This window comes from Cyanobium usitatum str. Tous (assembly GCF_963920485.1).
Classification (GTDB): Bacteria; Cyanobacteriota; Cyanobacteriia; order PCC-6307; family Cyanobiaceae; genus Cyanobium_A; species Cyanobium_A usitatum_A.
The window spans coordinates 900,884-915,281 of the sequence record NZ_OY986431.1; the positions used below are offsets into that span (position 1 = coordinate 900,884).

16 protein-coding genes are annotated in these 14,398 nt (G+C 63.0%); 7 read left to right on the top strand and 9 right to left on the bottom strand.

Annotated elements, in window-relative coordinates:
• Window positions 1–11: 11 nt before the first annotated feature.
• On the bottom strand, window positions 12–638 hold the full coding sequence (locus U9970_RS04890) for a MerR family transcriptional regulator (RefSeq protein ID WP_322765557.1): 627 nt from the start codon (window positions 636–638) through the stop codon (window positions 12–14).
• Between the two features lie 94 nt (window positions 639–732).
• Here U9970_RS04890 and U9970_RS04895 point away from each other — a divergent pair, with 94 nt between their 5' ends.
• Window positions 733–1,020: a hypothetical protein gene (locus tag U9970_RS04895; protein ID WP_322765558.1), complete on the top strand. Its 288-nt coding sequence runs from the start codon at window positions 733–735 to the stop codon at window positions 1,018–1,020.
• Between the two features lie 27 nt (window positions 1,021–1,047).
• On the top strand, window positions 1,048–1,686 hold the full coding sequence (locus U9970_RS04900; RefSeq protein WP_322765559.1) for an HD domain-containing protein: 639 nt from the start codon (window positions 1,048–1,050) through the stop codon (window positions 1,684–1,686).
• Between the two features lie 685 nt (window positions 1,687–2,371).
• Here the strand turns inward: U9970_RS04900 and U9970_RS04905 are convergent.
• From U9970_RS04905 to U9970_RS04920, 4 genes are all read right to left on the bottom strand, one after another.
• Window positions 2,372–2,656, bottom strand: coding sequence for a DUF1651 domain-containing protein (locus tag U9970_RS04905; RefSeq protein WP_322765560.1), 285 nt, complete (start codon window positions 2,654–2,656; stop codon window positions 2,372–2,374).
• A 290-nt stretch (window positions 2,657–2,946) separates the two neighbouring features.
• Window positions 2,947–3,273: a hypothetical protein gene (locus U9970_RS04910; protein WP_322765561.1), complete on the bottom strand. Its 327-nt coding sequence runs from the start codon at window positions 3,271–3,273 to the stop codon at window positions 2,947–2,949.
• 271 nt (window positions 3,274–3,544) lie between these two features.
• Window positions 3,545–4,633 carry a DUF389 domain-containing protein gene (locus tag U9970_RS04915; RefSeq protein WP_322765562.1) on the bottom strand — a complete coding sequence of 363 codons (1,089 nt, stop codon included), beginning with the start codon at window positions 4,631–4,633 and terminating at the stop codon, window positions 3,545–3,547.
• Between the two features lie 375 nt (window positions 4,634–5,008).
• Window positions 5,009–5,266 (bottom strand): hypothetical protein, encoded by a 258-nt coding sequence (locus U9970_RS04920; protein ID WP_322765563.1) that lies wholly within the window; start codon window positions 5,264–5,266, stop codon window positions 5,009–5,011.
• Between the two features lie 193 nt (window positions 5,267–5,459).
• Here U9970_RS04920 and U9970_RS04925 point away from each other — a divergent pair, with 193 nt between their 5' ends.
• Window positions 5,460–6,716 carry an IS256 family transposase gene (locus U9970_RS04925; protein ID WP_322765564.1) on the top strand — a complete coding sequence of 419 codons (1,257 nt, stop codon included), beginning with the start codon at window positions 5,460–5,462 and terminating at the stop codon, window positions 6,714–6,716.
• Between the two features lie 168 nt (window positions 6,717–6,884).
• Here U9970_RS04925 and U9970_RS04930 read toward each other — a convergent pair whose 3' ends face one another.
• Both U9970_RS04930 and U9970_RS04935 read right to left on the bottom strand, forming a co-directional pair.
• Window positions 6,885–7,091, bottom strand: a complete 207-nt coding sequence (locus U9970_RS04930) for a hypothetical protein (RefSeq protein WP_322765565.1) — start codon at window positions 7,089–7,091, stop codon at window positions 6,885–6,887.
• Between the two features lie 170 nt (window positions 7,092–7,261).
• On the bottom strand, window positions 7,262–8,125 hold the full coding sequence (locus U9970_RS04935; protein ID WP_322765566.1) for a class I SAM-dependent methyltransferase: 864 nt from the start codon (window positions 8,123–8,125) through the stop codon (window positions 7,262–7,264).
• Window positions 8,126–8,262: 137 nt separating this feature from the next.
• Between U9970_RS04935 and U9970_RS04940 the strand changes: the two genes are divergently transcribed.
• The 4 genes from U9970_RS04940 to U9970_RS04955 all read left to right on the top strand — a co-directional run bounded on the left by U9970_RS04940 (window position 8,263) and on the right by U9970_RS04955 (window position 13,068).
• Entirely contained in the window at window positions 8,263–9,204 is a 942-nt protein-coding gene (locus U9970_RS04940) for an HNH endonuclease (protein ID WP_322765567.1), read from the top strand.
• A 354-nt stretch (window positions 9,205–9,558) separates the two neighbouring features.
• Window positions 9,559–9,813 carry a helix-turn-helix domain-containing protein gene (locus U9970_RS04945; RefSeq protein ID WP_322765568.1) on the top strand — a complete coding sequence of 85 codons (255 nt, stop codon included), beginning with the start codon at window positions 9,559–9,561 and terminating at the stop codon, window positions 9,811–9,813.
• A gap of 38 nt (window positions 9,814–9,851) precedes the next feature.
• The gene (locus U9970_RS04950) at window positions 9,852–11,114 is read left to right on the top strand and encodes a type II toxin-antitoxin system HipA family toxin (RefSeq protein ID WP_322765569.1); all 1,263 of its coding nucleotides are present in this window, start codon (window positions 9,852–9,854) and stop codon (window positions 11,112–11,114) included.
• 271 nt (window positions 11,115–11,385) lie between these two features.
• A complete protein-coding gene (locus U9970_RS04955) occupies window positions 11,386–13,068 on the top strand; it encodes a protein adenylyltransferase SelO family protein (RefSeq protein WP_322765570.1) in 1,683 nt (560 codons plus the stop codon).
• On the opposite strand, the gene U9970_RS04960 is transcribed toward U9970_RS04955, so the two are convergent.
• On the bottom strand, window positions 13,065–13,721 hold the full coding sequence (locus tag U9970_RS04960) for a L,D-transpeptidase (protein ID WP_322765571.1): 657 nt from the start codon (window positions 13,719–13,721) through the stop codon (window positions 13,065–13,067). The two genes, U9970_RS04955 and U9970_RS04960, sit on opposite strands and share 4 nt — an antisense overlap.
• Window positions 13,722–13,740: 19 nt before the next feature.
• Entirely contained in the window at window positions 13,741–14,160 is a 420-nt protein-coding gene (locus tag U9970_RS04965) for a nuclear transport factor 2 family protein (protein ID WP_322765572.1), read from the bottom strand.
• Window positions 14,161–14,398: the final 238 nt, after the last annotated feature.

A 14,398-nucleotide genomic window follows, 5' to 3' on the forward strand; every position in this document is an offset into this window, starting at 1 on the left:
GAGGTAGCGATTCAGGAGAGGTCGTCGAGGTGGTCGCGGAGGCGATCGAGCAGGCGCTGCAGCCAGGCCTCACGGCGACTACCGGCTGGTGGCAGGGAGGCGCTGTCGCTCAGATGCAGCTCCACACCGGGTGCCAGGGCGAGGCGATGCCAGCGGCTGGTAGTGCGGCCACCACCGCGCGGCGTCAGGCGACGGCTGGGCTCCTCGAACGGTGCCGACTGACAGATCGGAGCGCCCAGCATCTCCAGCAGATCCAGATCTGAGGAGCACTGCAGGGTTGGCGCGCTTTGCAGCTCCTGGAGGTAGTCGAGCGCGGCATTGGTGGCCGGCGGCTCTTCCAGCTGGGTGAGCTGGCGCTCCAGTTCGCTGTTGTCAGCGGCCAGCAGCGGCGCAATGGCTGTGAGGCTCAGGCCGCGCCGGGCCAGGGAGCGCACCAGCAGCAGCTGCAGCAACTGACGCTGTCCGTAAACCGCGCGGCGGCCGTCCTTTCCCGGGCGATCGATCAGCCCCTCGGTGGCATACAGACGCACGGTGCGCGGTGTGACCTTCTCGCCGAGGCGCTCAGAGGCCAGGGAAAGCAACTCCTCCAGCCCGAAGACAAGAGGAGCGGCGGGAGCAGCAGCGGGGAGATCAGCCATGTCACAAACGTATACGGTTGCAGTGCAGTTGTCAACGTATCGACAGATTGCTGGCCTCCAGGGCATGCTGAGCTAGCTGCCGCGATCTGCCCTGTTGGCTCTGTCCCGTCTGCTGCTGCTGGGGATCGGTGTGGCGCTGGGCGTGGCGCTCTGGCACCTGGTGCTGCCGCTGCTGGCCCTGCTGGTGATGGCTGCAGTGCTCTCCAGGGCTGGCACCAAGACGCAACCGCGCCCTCCAGCCCCTCAGGTACCTGCCGTCAGCCCACCTCCTGCAGGCCCGGTGCTGGATCCGCAGGTACGGGCCCAGGCCCTGGCGCAGGTGGAACGCATCAACACCGAGGTGCAGCGCGAACGGCTGGAGCGCGCGTTTGAACAGGACTGATTACGTTGAAACCCCAGTTGGGAACCGATGCCCATCACCCCCCGCTACGGCGACGCTCTGGCCTGGGCCGATGCACTACATCGCGACCAACAACGCAAGGGCAAAGCGGTGCCTTACATCTCCCACCTGATCGCCGTCAGTGGCCTGGTGTGGGAGGACGGCGGCACGGAGGATCAGGCGATTGCAGGCCTGCTGCACGACGCGATCGAAGACGCCGGCCAGAGCCACAGCTCGATCGCTGAGCGGTTCGGGATCGCCGTAGCCGACATCGTGCGCGACTGCACCGACAACAGCGAGGAAGCACCGGCAGGCGAGAAGGAGCCGTGGCTGCTCCGCAAGACCCGCTACCTCGACGCCCTGGCGCACAAGCCCGAGACCTCCCCGCTTGTGACCGCCGCCGATAAGGCCCACAACGCCCGCGACATGGTGCTCGATGCCCGCCGCGATCCGGCGATGTGGGTCAAGTTCAATGCCGGGCTGGAGGGTTCAGCCTGGTATCTGCTGCGCATGCATCAGCAGCTCAGCCATCGCCTGCCCCACAGCCGCTCCAGCGAACTTCTGGGGGAAGCGGTGCGCGAGATCCTGGCTAGTGCGCCTTTCCAGCGGATCGTGCCCGAGGGCATGGCGGCGGCCGTGTGGGCAGCCAGCTACGCCGAGCGTCAGTAAGACTGGCGGACTGTGCCGGTCTCGTCAGTGCATGCCCGCCTGGCCAGCGCATCGGCCCTGGCCCAGCAGCCGGTGCAGCCCCTCCCAAAAGTGAACGATTGCCCGCTGGGTTTCTATTTCTCCTGCAATTATTTCGTTAAAAGCCGGTGAGGATCTACCTGCCTGCAGATCATGGTTGCTGTTCTTGCTGAGCTGCCTTGCCCCAAAGCGAGTTAGTACTGAGAGCGCTTTAGCCCGCAATCGCCACAAACAAAATAAAACCCCTGAGGAAGACCTCAGGGGCGCTGGCTAAGAACATTCCAATGGCAGTTGATAGAAGCTGCTGACGTTGGCACCTGGGGCCATGCATTCCAGGTGTGGGGCGGATGGTCCTCCTGAGGGCACCTGAGGCGGTGCGGCTGGAGTGTCGATCAGTCAGGCGCACAAGCTGAGCTGCACTGGGGAATGCTGCTCTCTTGCCCGGCTGAACGACCCGCCCACATTTAGATAAAGACTGTTGGAGCAGGGGCCTGCGGTCAGCTTGCTTCTGGAACCTGGCGGGGTGGCGTGTCGTCCATGTTGGGCGCCTCCTGGGTTGATGGACACAGCATCGCTGAGCTAGCGGCTGAGCACAATCAGCTTTTAAACGCATTGCCTCCAGCTGCAAATGGGAGCAGGGTGGAATTGCTTTGTGGCGTTGAGCAGCTCAGTCCCTCCGCAATGGCGGAGGCGTCCACTGCGGCGCGCAGACCTGCCAGCCGGCTCTGCACTTCTTGGCCCAGAGCTTGATTGCTTCATCTCGCATCAGCTCCCTACAGTGTTTGAGCAGCGGTGGTTCCCCGCCGGGCATTAGTTCTCTAAAAGTCACCTCCAGGCTCTGGCTCCAGCGGTCGTAGCGGCGCGGCTGGAAATGGAGCACTTGGCGGCCATCGCTAAGCCAGCCCTCTTGCGGAGAAAGCGGCGGCCGGCCGGGCCTGTTCGTGACGTTCATCGAGAGCTGCTCAGGCCACCTCCGGCGCCCAGCCCCGCTGACGGCTCACTTACTCGGTCCAACCCTGGCAGCGGCTGGTGAGCACCGGTATGCATTTCACACCGGCGTGATGCCAGAACCAGTGGCAGGTCATGCAGGCCTTGCGGCCATGGGTTCACGAGCACTTCGCTATCGCAATGGGGCCAGGGCCGGGGCAACGGAACACCCATAAACCCGTTAATGCATACTCGTGTACTAGCACGATTGCGGTGGAGGCGAGTTGTCGATGTTCCGCGGAGGCCTGCCGGCATTCAGCATCCCCCTGCTGGTGCTACTGGCAGGTCTTGCGCCTGTGGGCGGCGGCGTATGAACATCAAAAACTCCTGCCGCAATCGCTGGTGCAGCGGCGTGATGTCTACCATTTCGTCCCTGGAGGGCGAGTTGAGCGTCGCCGCAGTCCGCTCCACCTCTTTGCGGAGCTGATGCATAACAGGAATGAGTAACAGGGCCGCCAGAAGGCTCGCGATCAGTAGCAATGGAAGGAGGCTGGCGGTCATGGCGATAAACACGACTACAGCGATGGCCTGACTATTCGCTAACAGCCATTTCGGCCTTGCCTTACCGGGCAGCTGCTTCATGGGCCAACGCTAATAATCCTTACCGCTGCCGCTGCCCACACTGCTGGATGGATCACTCTTGCCTGAGCAAATTTTTAGCAGTAGGAGAATATTTTGAGGCAAACTTGTAAGTAGATTTATTAGTCTGATCCCGCTGGATTGTTCCCTGGAGACACGCAGGATCACGCCTAACTGCGGCATGCGCAAATGGTGGCCGCCCTGAGCGGCAAGGATGTAAGTGGAGCTTGGCCGACCCGAGGTTGCTGCAGCGCTAGAAACGACTTTTGGTTTGCTAATTATTTTTAGCCTGCTGCTGCTGGGGCAGCGGCGGCAGTGGTGGCGGTGGCATTAGTTCCAGACTTGGCGGGTTGGGAGCAGTCTCCGGGCCAATCAGGTCCACGGCAATGCGTTGCACTACCAGCCGGAAGCGGAGTGGTGACTGGGTCTTGTTGATGAAGGCCTGCACGCTCGCCACCTGAGCCGAGGTAGGCAGGAAAGGATCCGTCACCCGCACTTGGGCGCGAATCAAGGGAGGATTCTTCTGCCAGTCAATCGAAAGGCCCACCAGATCGATGGCTGGATCCCCACCGAGGGTGATCGTGCTGCTGCGCAATCGCTGCTCGATCACCTGCTCTACATCCTTGGCTTTTGACTCTTGCCGTGATTGGTTCAGCAACCGCAAGAAGCTGCTTCCCAGTGGAATCACAAGTAATGCCGTGAGCCCAACGCTGGTGAGGCCGAGCCGGCTTCGAAATAGGCGGCTGCGGTCCACCCGCTCCAAGGCAGCCAGTGCCGCCATCGCCCCAACCATGATGCCCAGCAAGTTGGTGGCGAACAAAAGCAAAGCACCGTATGCCTCAACCCAGAGCGACGAGGCCAGCAAGATACCAATTACACACATAGGCGGCACCAAGGCCACGGCGATCGCCAGGCCGGCCAAGGCCGAGATCGCGTCCCTGCGGAGCTTTGCGAACATCGCAACCGCACCGGATACCAGCGCCACCCCCAGATCCAGCAGGTTTGGGCTGGTGCGGTTCATTACTTCGCTGCCAAAGGTAGGGAATGCCACCAGACGGCCAAGCACCATTGCCAGCAGCATGCAGATCACTACTCCAAGCAGCAGGGTGCGAAGGGCGCGTAGAAACATGGGAAGTCGCCCGCGCAGGATCTCGAAGGCCATGGCCTGCAGCGGCATGATCCAGGGGGCCACAACCATTGCGCCGATCACAACGCTGGTGCTGTTGCCCAGCAGGCCAAGGGTGGCGATCAAGGAGGAGCCCACCGTTAGCACCACGAACACCAAATTAAAGCTGGCGTCCTGCTCGAACTCCCTGCTGAGGGCATCGAGACGGGTGTTATCTGGCGCGGTGGTTGCGGTCATTGGGCAGCCCTCACACGGGTCAGGGCCCATCATCGTTTGAGATTACGCTGAGATCACGCAAACTGAGGCCTAGATTGGAACATCAGGCTACCGGTGTAGGAATCGTAGCGGGTGCTCTGGAGCTGAAATTGGAATCAGCGTTGCGGCATTTTCGGGCGGGCGATCAGAAATAGCTCTCGCTCAAGACAGAACTGCCTAACCCAGACTTAGCAAGGCATCACCACGCTGCCTTGCTCGGCATGGAGGATGTGTCTCTTCCAGGTGTGATGGCCTAGTTTTTGTAACTGCTGGTGGGGAAGAAAACACTGGGTGGCACGATCAGCTTGTGCAGCCCCAATGACGATTGCGAACCGGGAGTTTAATAAGCGCGGCCCCTCAGAAGATCCCCAGCGTCTTCTTTTTGCAGTAGCCCGCCCCGATATTCATCCAGCCCGAGAGACAGGGCTTGCCGTTGCTGGGCTGCACCTCGTAATAAATTAGCGAATTGCAGTGCTGCTTGAGATCATTCACATACCCCATAGGACAGTCGTCGTAGCCCGGCAGCTTGGGAATATGCTTTTGGGCCAAGGCCGGCCCAGCGCCCAGCGGCAGAATCAGAAGAGCAGTGGCTAGGGCGAGGGGTGGCTTCGGCATCAATAGGTTCCTCCTTAACTCCCAATCTAAGCCAAGTAGTAGGAGCGGCGTCCCAGCAAGTGGTGTAACTCGGGGGGGTCAGCCCCGGCGTAGCCGGGGCTGACGGCTCGCCTCCCTCACGTCTGTGCTGTGGCAATGGGTGGGCCGGTCTGTGACCCTGTTCGGAGCACTACCACCGAACCGAACACAGACCATGACCCTTACCCATAGTGGCGCCTCCGAGCTGGCTCAGCTCATGGAGGGCACCACCGCTGGCGCCCTGATCCCTGAGATCGTGCGCCGGGGCTTCCAGGAACTGCTGGAAGCCGAGGTCTCCGCGGCCATTGGTGCCACGCGCCATGAGCGCTGCCCTGACGAGCGCTCCACCCACCGCAACGGCTACCGCCAGCGGCTGCTCACCACCCAGGTGGGCGATCTCAGCCTGGCTATCCCCAAACTGCGTCAGGGCAGCTTCTTCCCCGACTGGCTCGAGCCGCGCCGCAGGGTCGACAAAGCTCTTTACGCCGTGGTGATGGAGGCCTACACCGGCGGCATCTCCACACGGAAGGTCGACTCCCTGGTGGAGGCGCTGGGCGGCGCCAGCGGCATCTCCAAATCGGAGGTGAGCCGCATCTGCGCTGGACTCGACGAGCAGGTGAAGGCCTTTCTGGGCCGGCCTTTGGACCATGCCCGCTTCCCCTACCTCTACCTCGACGCCACCTACCTCCACGGCCGCCTGGGCTGCAACATGCAGGTCTGTTCCAGGGCCGTTGTCGTCGCCATCGGCATCAACGGCCTCGGTTACCGCGAGGTCCTCGGCATCGCCGTTGGCGACAGTGAGGCCGAGGGCTTCTGGCGCCAGTTCCTGGGCTCGCTCAAAGAGCGTGGTTTGACTGGCACACGACTGGTGATCTCCGATGCTCACCTGGGGCTGACGGCGGCGATCAAGCGCATGTTCCAGGGCAGCAGCTGGCAGCGGTGCCGGGTGCACTTTCTGCGCAACCTGCTCAGCCATGTGCCCAAAGCCGGCCAGGACATGGTGGCCGCTGCCATGAAAGCGGTGTTCGTCATCCAGGCCCCCGATCAGGTGCGCTCCCACTGGCAGCGAGTCACCGAGATGCTCCGCAAGCAGTTCCCGACAGCTGTGCCCGTGATGGACGCCGCCCGAGACGACGTGCTGGCCTTCCTCCACTTTCCCCAGGAGCACTGGCGCAAGGTGTGGAGCACCAACCCGCTCGAGCGGCTCAATAAGGAGATCAAACGCCGCACCAACGTGGTCGGCATCTTCCCCAACGACGCTGCGATCGTGCGGCTGGTGGGCAGCCAGCTGCTGGAGCAGCAGGAGGAATGGCAGCTGGAGCGCCGCCGGTTCTTCTCCGAGGCGACCATGGCCAAGATCCCGGAACCAGAAGAGCCGCTGGAGCTCACTGATGCTGATCCGACTGCCCAGCCGTCAGCAATCACCAGCTGAAGCGCAACACATCCTTCCTCGATCTACACAGAACAGATCGATCGCTGAGTTTCCAATTCAGCGATCAGGGTTCATAGTGGATAAACGGAGCTGAGTAATCAGCTTCCAAGCAGTCACCCCTTGACTGCATCTGTTCACCCTCCGGAAAGGGTCACAGGACCGCCTGAGTTACACCACTCGGAGGGGCGCTACCCGCACCCGATCGCGCAGGTGATGCTGCAGGGCTTCTCTCGCTAGCTGGAACAGATCCTCGCGCTCAAACAAAGGGAAGAAGCGGCGGGCTACAGCAGAGGCAACGGCATCAGCCAGGGGCAGGTGCTCCAGCACCAGGGCATCGCGGGCACGGAGGGCAGAGCGGGAAAGCGGGGCAGCCATCTGGGGACGGCAGAGAACCCCACCCCCAACGGCCAGCCACAGGGATGTGACAAGGACGCCCCAACGGGGCGCATGGCCCGATCCTTGACGCAGCGCGAGGACTGGACGAGGGATTTAGGTGGGTGTTTGACGGCCTGGTGGCAAGCCAACCCTGAGCAAGCATCCCTCGTCTACATCAGGGCAGAGCCGTGCTTGCGAGCCAACACGGCCGGGAACATCCGCTGCTCGTCGTAGTGCACGCTGATCACCTCCAAGCCGGCCTCGGCCAGCTGTTCATGGGTGGTGGTCTCATCCCGGTGGCACATCCAGCGCACCGGCACTACATCTTGGAACAGCAGGCGCTGCTGCTCCAGGTCGGCCCGCGAGTAGGGCTTCCAGTGATCGGGCGGGGTGATGAAACTGACGATGAACACCCCCTCTGGCCGCAGGGCCTCGGCTACCTGGCGGTAAAAGGCTGTGCAGAGCTGGTCGTCGTCGACGTAGATGTTCAGGCCGTTGCTGGTGATCAGATCCCAGCGCCCCTGGCAGTCCAGTTGCCAGGCATCCCGCTGTTCGCACGCCATGGCCACGGGGGTGTGACGCTCGCGGTGGTTGTGCAGCGCAGCGTCCAGCGCCTTGGCATCGAGATCAATGGCGGTGAGGTTGACGTCATGGCATGCCGCGTAGTCCAGTGTCAGCAGGTCGTCCATCAGCCCCGATGGCAAGGAGGCGAGTTGCATGCCGGATCGCACCAACGGCTGGGTCAGCCCACGCATGAGACAGAAGCGCTGCTGCGTCGCCAGCAGGAGCGGACAGCGCTCCAGCAACCAAGTCTCCAGGTCACCCAGGGGCGATCCATCACTGCTGAGCCGGGTTTGTGAGCCGCGTTCGGGGTACAGCAGCACGTAGGAGGTCCACTGACCGTTCAGGCCCAGGTTGTTGAGCAGGTACCGGCCCAGCTCAAACTCGCTGAGCTCCGCCCGCAGCCGGGCCACTTCCGAGGGGGTCTCCCCAGCCGTCGAGGTGGTGCTGTGACCGTGGGAAAGGATGTCCATGCGTACTGAGGCCTTGTCCGGTTGGAGGATGGAAGGTTGCTCCTGGCCATCAGAGCATTGAGCGCACCCTCGGCGGCCGTGGTCGAGGCGGCGATTGTTCGCCTGGGCTACAACAGGGCAATAGCCAGCCAGGATCAATGCCCTCCTACTGGTGGGTGAACCACAAACAGACCTACCGGCAGGAGACCGACGGGGGTTACATCTGGTCGCCGAAGGCCAATGCCAACGGCGCCCGCAATGTGAGCTACGACAACCTCACCCGCTGCCAGCGGGGGGATGTGGTGTTCAGCTATGCGAATGGGCGCATTAGCCAGTTGGGCCTGGTGGAAACGGCGGCGGTCACGGCCACTAAGCCCCCAGAGTTCGGCTCAGCAGGGGAGAACTGGAGCCAGGAGGGCTGGCTGGTGCGGGTGAACTGGCAGCCGCTGCTCCAGGCCCTGGTGCCGCAGACCTTCTTTGAGTTGCTGCAGCCGCTGCTGCCAGAACGCCACAGCCCGATCAGCACCAGCACGGGCCGAGGCAATCAGGGGGTGTACCTGGCGTGGCTGAGCGAAACCCTGGGCCTGTTGCTGCTGAAGCTGATAGAAGACCACGCCGATGCAGCGGTGAGGGTGCACCTGGTGGTGCTGGCGGAAGAGGGCGCCTACACCGAGGCCCTGCTCGACGACATGCAGCGGCTGCGGGAGGTGCCCAGCAGCACCGAGCGCGATGCGCTCACCAAGGCGCGGCTGGGGCAGGGGTTATTTCGCCATCGGGTGTCTGAACTGGAGCCGACTTGCCGGGTCACGGGCCTGGCGCGGCAGCAGTTCCTGGTGGCGAGCCACATCAAACCCTGGCGATCCTGCGACAACAGTGAACGGCTGAGCGGAGCCAATGGCCTGCTGCTCTCCCCCCATGTGGACAAGCTATTTGATCGCCATTGGATCAGCTTCGATTCAGGCGGCGAGCTGATCTGGCAGCACGAGGCAGCAGGCGAGGCCTTGCGCTGCTGGGGCATCGAAGGATCGAACCTGATCCGGCCGTTCAGTCGCGATCAGGAGCAGTTTCTCAGCGCCCATCGGCAGGAGTTGCGGCGCTGAGGTTGCCTTGCTCAATCGGTCTGGGGCCGCGGCTCAACTTGCCCTAAATCCCCCTTATTCCCGCAGGCTCCTCATCGCATCGTGGGCAACGACAATCGCAATCCCCCAGTGCCAGATCCAGGGACAGCAACCTGCCAGCCAGATAGCAGCTTTCGAAACATTGATCAGCACCCCAGGAAGGTGTTGCCGAATGCAGCGTCAGTGCAGTAGTGCCGATCGGAGCCGTGTTTCGTGCGAAAGAGTGTCCGGGCGCTCCCGCCGACAGCTTCGGCGTGACTGGCTAGTTGGATTCTCAATACATGCTTTTTATTGATAATCCTGTTGTCGTGCGCTTATTGAGATTCCGAGTGGGCCATGGTTGCGGGCGAGCAGGTGATCCGCGCCCCCGCCCAGCTGGGGGTGGCGCTCAGGGGTGTGGGGCAGCAGCAAGGCCTAAGCCGTCAGGATCTGGCGCTCAAAGTCGGCGGCACCAGCCAGGCCAGGCTGTCCCAGCTCGAGTTGCAGCCGGGGCGACTCACCGTAGAGCGACTGCTCTTGATCCTGGCGGCCCTCGACCTTGAGCTGGTGGTGCGGCCCCGTCAGGGCGCCATCGAGACAGCCGAATGGTGAGGGGAAGGCCCAAGCGGGCGCGCTCCCTGGCGGTGTGGATGAACGTCGTGCGGGTCGGCACCTGGTCGCTGCCAGCCCGGGGGCCCCAGGAGTTCAGCTACGACGAGGCCTGGCTCCGCTCGAGTCAGTTCCGTCCGTTGTCGCTGTCGCTGCCCGCTGGCATCGGGGCCACAACGCTGCGAGGCAGCGCAGTGGAAAGTTGGTTCGACAACCTCCTGCCCGATAGCGTCGCCATCCGGCGCCGAGCGCAGGCCCGTTTTCAGGCCGCCAGCACCAGGGCCTTTGATCTGCTGGCCGCCATCGGCCGCGACTGCGCCGGGGTGGTGCAGTTGCTGCCGCCAGAGCAGGAGCCCTGCGGCACCGATCGCATCGAGGCAAGGCCTCTTAGCGAGCTGGAGATCGGCCAGCGCCTGCGCGCAGAAGGCGATGAATTGCGGCTTTCGGTGGCCGGCGCACAAGAAAAGACCGCTTTCCTATGGCACAACGGCCAGTGGAGTCTGCCGCTGGGCAGTACGCCCACCACCCACCTGTTCAAGCTGCCGATGGTGATCGTCGGCGAGGGGCAGATCGACTTCAGCACCTCGGTGGAGAACGAGTGGCTGTGCAGCCGGATCCTGCAGGCCTTTGGTTTGCCGGTGGCGCCGAGCCACATCGCCAGTTTTGTCGGGCATCGCTTCCTGCTTGTTGAGCGTTTTGATCGCAAGCTCCATGCCAGCGGCAGCCATTGGTTGCGCCTGCCAACGGAAGACTGCTGCCAGGCAACCGCCACACCGGCCGCCAACAAGTACGAAAACAATGGCGGGCCTGGAATGGTGGCCATCGCAGAGCTGTTGGCGCAATCATCAGAACGCAGCGACCTCAGCACCTTTTTCAAGGCGCAGGTGCTGTTCTGGATGCTGCGCGCCATTGATGGCCACGCCAAGAACTTCAGCCTCTTCCTCAACCCCGGCGGGCGCTTTCAGCTCACCCCGCTCTACGACGTGCTCTCGGCCTGGCCGGTGATCGGTCGCCGCAGTGGCCAATGGCCACAACAGAAGCTCCGGATGGCCATGGCCTGGCACGGTGAGAAAGGCCGCTACACCAAGCCTCTGGAGATAACAGCCCGGCGCATGCTGCTCACCGCCAAACGGCTTGGGCTCGGTGATGCACAAGCCCTCCTGGACGAGTTGATCGCCCAGACTCCAGCAGTGGCGAGCGTTGTGCGCTCACAATTGCCGCAAGCCTTTCCTGCTGGCGTCGCCGATCCGGTGTTGTCGGGTCTGGCAGCTTCAGCCGCCGAGATGCGACGCCAACTGTTGTGATGCCTGCCTCTCCCCTTCGGCACCATCTTTGGCGACTTCTGATGGTCTCCATTGATGAGCGCTTTGCTCGCATGGGACTTGCCGGCGTAGCGCTGCCCCCTCTAGCAAAAACAAACTTGGTTGACCAGCAGTAAGCAGTCAGGGTTCAGCGCACCAGCTCCAACTCCTCCAGCCCGTGGCGCGAGGCGATGGCGGCGGCACAAAGGCCCTCGGGCTGAAGCCTCAATCCCTAGCCTCGACTGACCCCTGTCGGCGAGAACCCGCGAATCCCGTGAGCACCACTCCGATCCCATCCTTCGCTGAGTTCGCGCAACGGGCTGATTATTCGCTGCTGGAGGCCTTGCAGCCAGATCCCCAGGCCACGCTGGATGGCCACGATCACCGGCCCCGCCAGGTTTTCTCGGGCCATTACGTGCCGGTCACACCCACGCCCCTGCCCGTGCCCGCCTACCTGGCGCACAGCTCCGCCCTGTTCCAGGAGCTGGGCCTGAGCGACGCCCTGGCCCACGACGAGGCCTTCCTGCGGCTGTTTTCCGGCGATATAAGCGTGGCGCGGCAGCCGATGCGCCCCTACGGCTGGGCCACCGGCTATGCCCTCTCGATCTACGGCGCTGAATACATCCAGCAGTGTCCGTTTGGCACCGGCAACGGCTACGGCGACGGCCGGGCAATTTCCGTCTTTGAAGGCGTGTTCAATGGCCAGCGCTGGGAGCTGCAGCTCAAGGGCGGCGGCCCCACGCCCTACTGCCGCGGCGCCGATGGTCGGGCCGTGTTGCGCTCCAGCGTGCGCGAATTTCTGGCCCAGGAGTTCATGCACGCCCTGGGGGTTCCCACCTCTCGCTCCTTGACCCTCTATGGATCTGGCGCTGAAACCGTGCGCCGGCCCTGGTACGCGCCGGGGTCCCAGTCGTTTGATCCCGACGTGCTGGTCGATAACCCCGCGGCGATCACAACCCGAGTGGCGCCATCGTTTCTGCGGGTGGGCCAGCTGGAGCTGTTTGCCCGCCGCGTCCGCCGCCAGGCCCATCCGGAGGCGCTGAACGAGCTGAGCCTGATCGTGGCCCATTTGATTGAGCGCAACTACCGGACGGAGATCGATCCGGGCCTGGCCTTCAGCGACCAGGTGCTGGAGTTGGCGCGCTTGTTTCGCACGCGGCTCATCGCCCTGGTGGCCCACTGGATGCGGGTGGGCTACTGCCAGGGCAATTTCAACAGCGATAACTGCGCCGCCGGTGGTTACACCCTCGACTACGGCCCGTTTGGTTTCTGTGAACGCTTCGATCCCGGCTTCCAGCCCTGGACCGGTGGCGGCGAGCACTTCAGCTTCTTCAACCAACCGCTGGCCGCCGGAGCCAACTACCAGATGTTCTGGTCGGCCCTGCGGCCGCTGCTGTCTGACAACAGCAAGGCCCTGGAACAGCTGGATTCCATCCGCGACGGCTTTGCCGGCGCGATGAACCAGGAGCTCGAGGCGATGTGGGCCCGCAAGCTGGGCCTGGCCGCCCCTGATGCCGCCCTTGTGAACGAGCTGCTGGAGCTGATGCTGCGCTCCGAGGCCGATTACACGATCCTGTTCCGCAGGCTCTGCGAACTGCCGGAGCAGCCATCAGCGCTGCATCAGGCCTTCTACCAGCCCAGCTCCGAGCAGCTCGATACGCAATGGCAGAGCTGGCTGCAACGCTGGCGCGACCAGATCAACGCCAACGGCAACCTCAGCGAGACATCGGCCGCCATGAAGCGCGTCAACCCCGCGGTCACCTGGCGTGAATGGCTGATCGCACCGGCCTACGAACAGGCTGCGCAGGGAGACACCAGCCTGATCAAGAAACTGCAGGCGGTGTTCAGCCATCCCTACGAAGAGCCCTCAGCGGAGCTGGCGGCGACCTACGACCGCCTCAAGCCAAGGGAGTTCTTCAACGCCGGTGGGGTGTCGCACTACAGCTGTTCGTCTTAAACGCACTTGCCGCCAGTGGCGTTGATCACCACCTCATCGCCGAGCATCACGGCCGAGAGCAGGAGCTTCAATTCTGGCTCAGCCACGTTTATGCAGCCGCCGGTCACCTTCTGGCCGATGCGGTTGTCGTTGTTGCTGCCGTGAATGGCGAAGCTGTACCAGCGAAATTTGCCGTCGTAGGTGTTGAAGGCGAAGGGCTGCTTGACGCTTTCCACCGGCTCCAGGCTCACGTAGCCCCTGCCGTATTCGCCGCTTTCGCCATCGCCGTCGAAGTCGATGGCATTCATGTTGCCAAAAAGCATTTTGCGCAGCTCGGCCTCGCTCTTGCCTGATTTGGCGATCAGGGCGGGATCCATCACAAAGGTGTCGCCGCTGAGGATGGCATTCACCCGGAAGCGGCCCAGGGGTGTGTAGCCCTCCTCGATGCGGCTGCCGGCGCAGGTGATGCCGTTGCGGCCGAAGCCCACCTTGAAAATGGTGCGCTCCTCGCCCCGTGGCAACACCCCGAAGCTCCTGGAGGGATCCTTTGGGTCGAGCTCGATCCGGATGGGACCGGTAACGCCGGCCGGTACTGGTTTGGGTTGCTTGTTGGTGCCGCAGCCGAACAGCCCCGTAACCAGAGCGAGCAGAGCGAGTGTGGAGAAAGGGCGCATCACGGTTCCTGCAGCTGCCTCAGCCCACAAAGCGCTTGTAAAGCCAGCGCACAAAGCCGCCGAGCACAGGCACCGGCCCGAAGGTGGGGCCCACGAAGTCGAAGTAGTCGCGGTGGTCGCAGATCTTGCCCTCGCTGTTGAAGAGCAGTCGGGAGGTGCCTGGATACACAAACTCGATGCCCTTGATCTTCAGACCCATCTCCCACTCCACGAAGGCCGAATCGGCTTCGATCGCGATCGCGCCGGGGGTGAGGTAGGTGTCGTCACAGCGTTTCAGCAGGCCCTCCTGGGCCTTGATGTAGGCCGAAATGCCATCTCGCTCTTGGGTTGGATCGCTGAAGTGCACGTCCTCGGCGTAAAGCTGCCGCCATTGCGCCTCGCTCGGGCCGGGGGCGCCGTAGGGCTTGTTGAACAAGGCGCGCAGCTGGGCAGTGTCCACCGCGGGTAGATCGAGGGCTCACCCCAGGATGCCGCAGGCCCCGTGGTGCGCAAAGGCCCAGGGCGACATCCGGGCTGTGGGTGTTTGCGCTCAAGTTTTTGAAAGTTTGATTTGATCAGTTTCATGGTCAAATCTTTCAGCTTTTGCCTATTTAGGCAGTGAGCAACGGCCTTAGTGTCTCCAGGGTCGAGTAGGATCGAACTGTTCGCAATAATTCAACTAATTTGACGACCGTTAG

Excerpts from the sequence above, each read along its gene's own strand:
- U9970_RS04905 (WP_322765560.1), bottom strand. The coding sequence starts at position 2,656 with ATGAACGTCACGAACAGGCCCGGCCGGCCGCCGCTTTCTCCGCAAGAG.
- U9970_RS04915 (WP_322765562.1), bottom strand. The coding sequence starts at position 4,633 with ATGACCGCAACCACCGCGCCAGATAACACCCGTCTCGATGCCCTCAGC.
- U9970_RS04935 (WP_322765566.1), bottom strand. The coding sequence starts at position 8,125 with ATGGACATCCTTTCCCACGGTCACAGCACCACCTCGACGGCTGGGGAG.
- U9970_RS04945 (WP_322765568.1), top strand. The coding sequence starts at position 9,559 with ATGGTTGCGGGCGAGCAGGTGATCCGCGCCCCCGCCCAGCTGGGGGTG.
- U9970_RS04930 (WP_322765565.1), bottom strand. The coding sequence starts at position 7,091 with ATGGCTGCCCCGCTTTCCCGCTCTGCCCTCCGTGCCCGCGATGCCCTG.
- U9970_RS04900 (WP_322765559.1), top strand. The coding sequence starts at position 1,048 with ATGCCCATCACCCCCCGCTACGGCGACGCTCTGGCCTGGGCCGATGCA.
- U9970_RS04910 (WP_322765561.1), bottom strand. The coding sequence starts at position 3,273 with ATGAAGCAGCTGCCCGGTAAGGCAAGGCCGAAATGGCTGTTAGCGAAT.
- U9970_RS04960 (WP_322765571.1), bottom strand. The coding sequence starts at position 13,721 with ATGCGCCCTTTCTCCACACTCGCTCTGCTCGCTCTGGTTACGGGGCTG.
- U9970_RS04920 (WP_322765563.1), bottom strand. The coding sequence starts at position 5,266 with ATGCCGAAGCCACCCCTCGCCCTAGCCACTGCTCTTCTGATTCTGCCG.
- U9970_RS04940 (WP_322765567.1), top strand. The coding sequence starts at position 8,263 with ATGCCCTCCTACTGGTGGGTGAACCACAAACAGACCTACCGGCAGGAG.
- U9970_RS04890 (WP_322765557.1), bottom strand. The coding sequence starts at position 638 with ATGGCTGATCTCCCCGCTGCTGCTCCCGCCGCTCCTCTTGTCTTCGGG.
- U9970_RS04950 (WP_322765569.1), top strand. The coding sequence starts at position 9,852 with ATGAACGTCGTGCGGGTCGGCACCTGGTCGCTGCCAGCCCGGGGGCCC.
- U9970_RS04925 (WP_322765564.1), top strand. The coding sequence starts at position 5,460 with ATGACCCTTACCCATAGTGGCGCCTCCGAGCTGGCTCAGCTCATGGAG.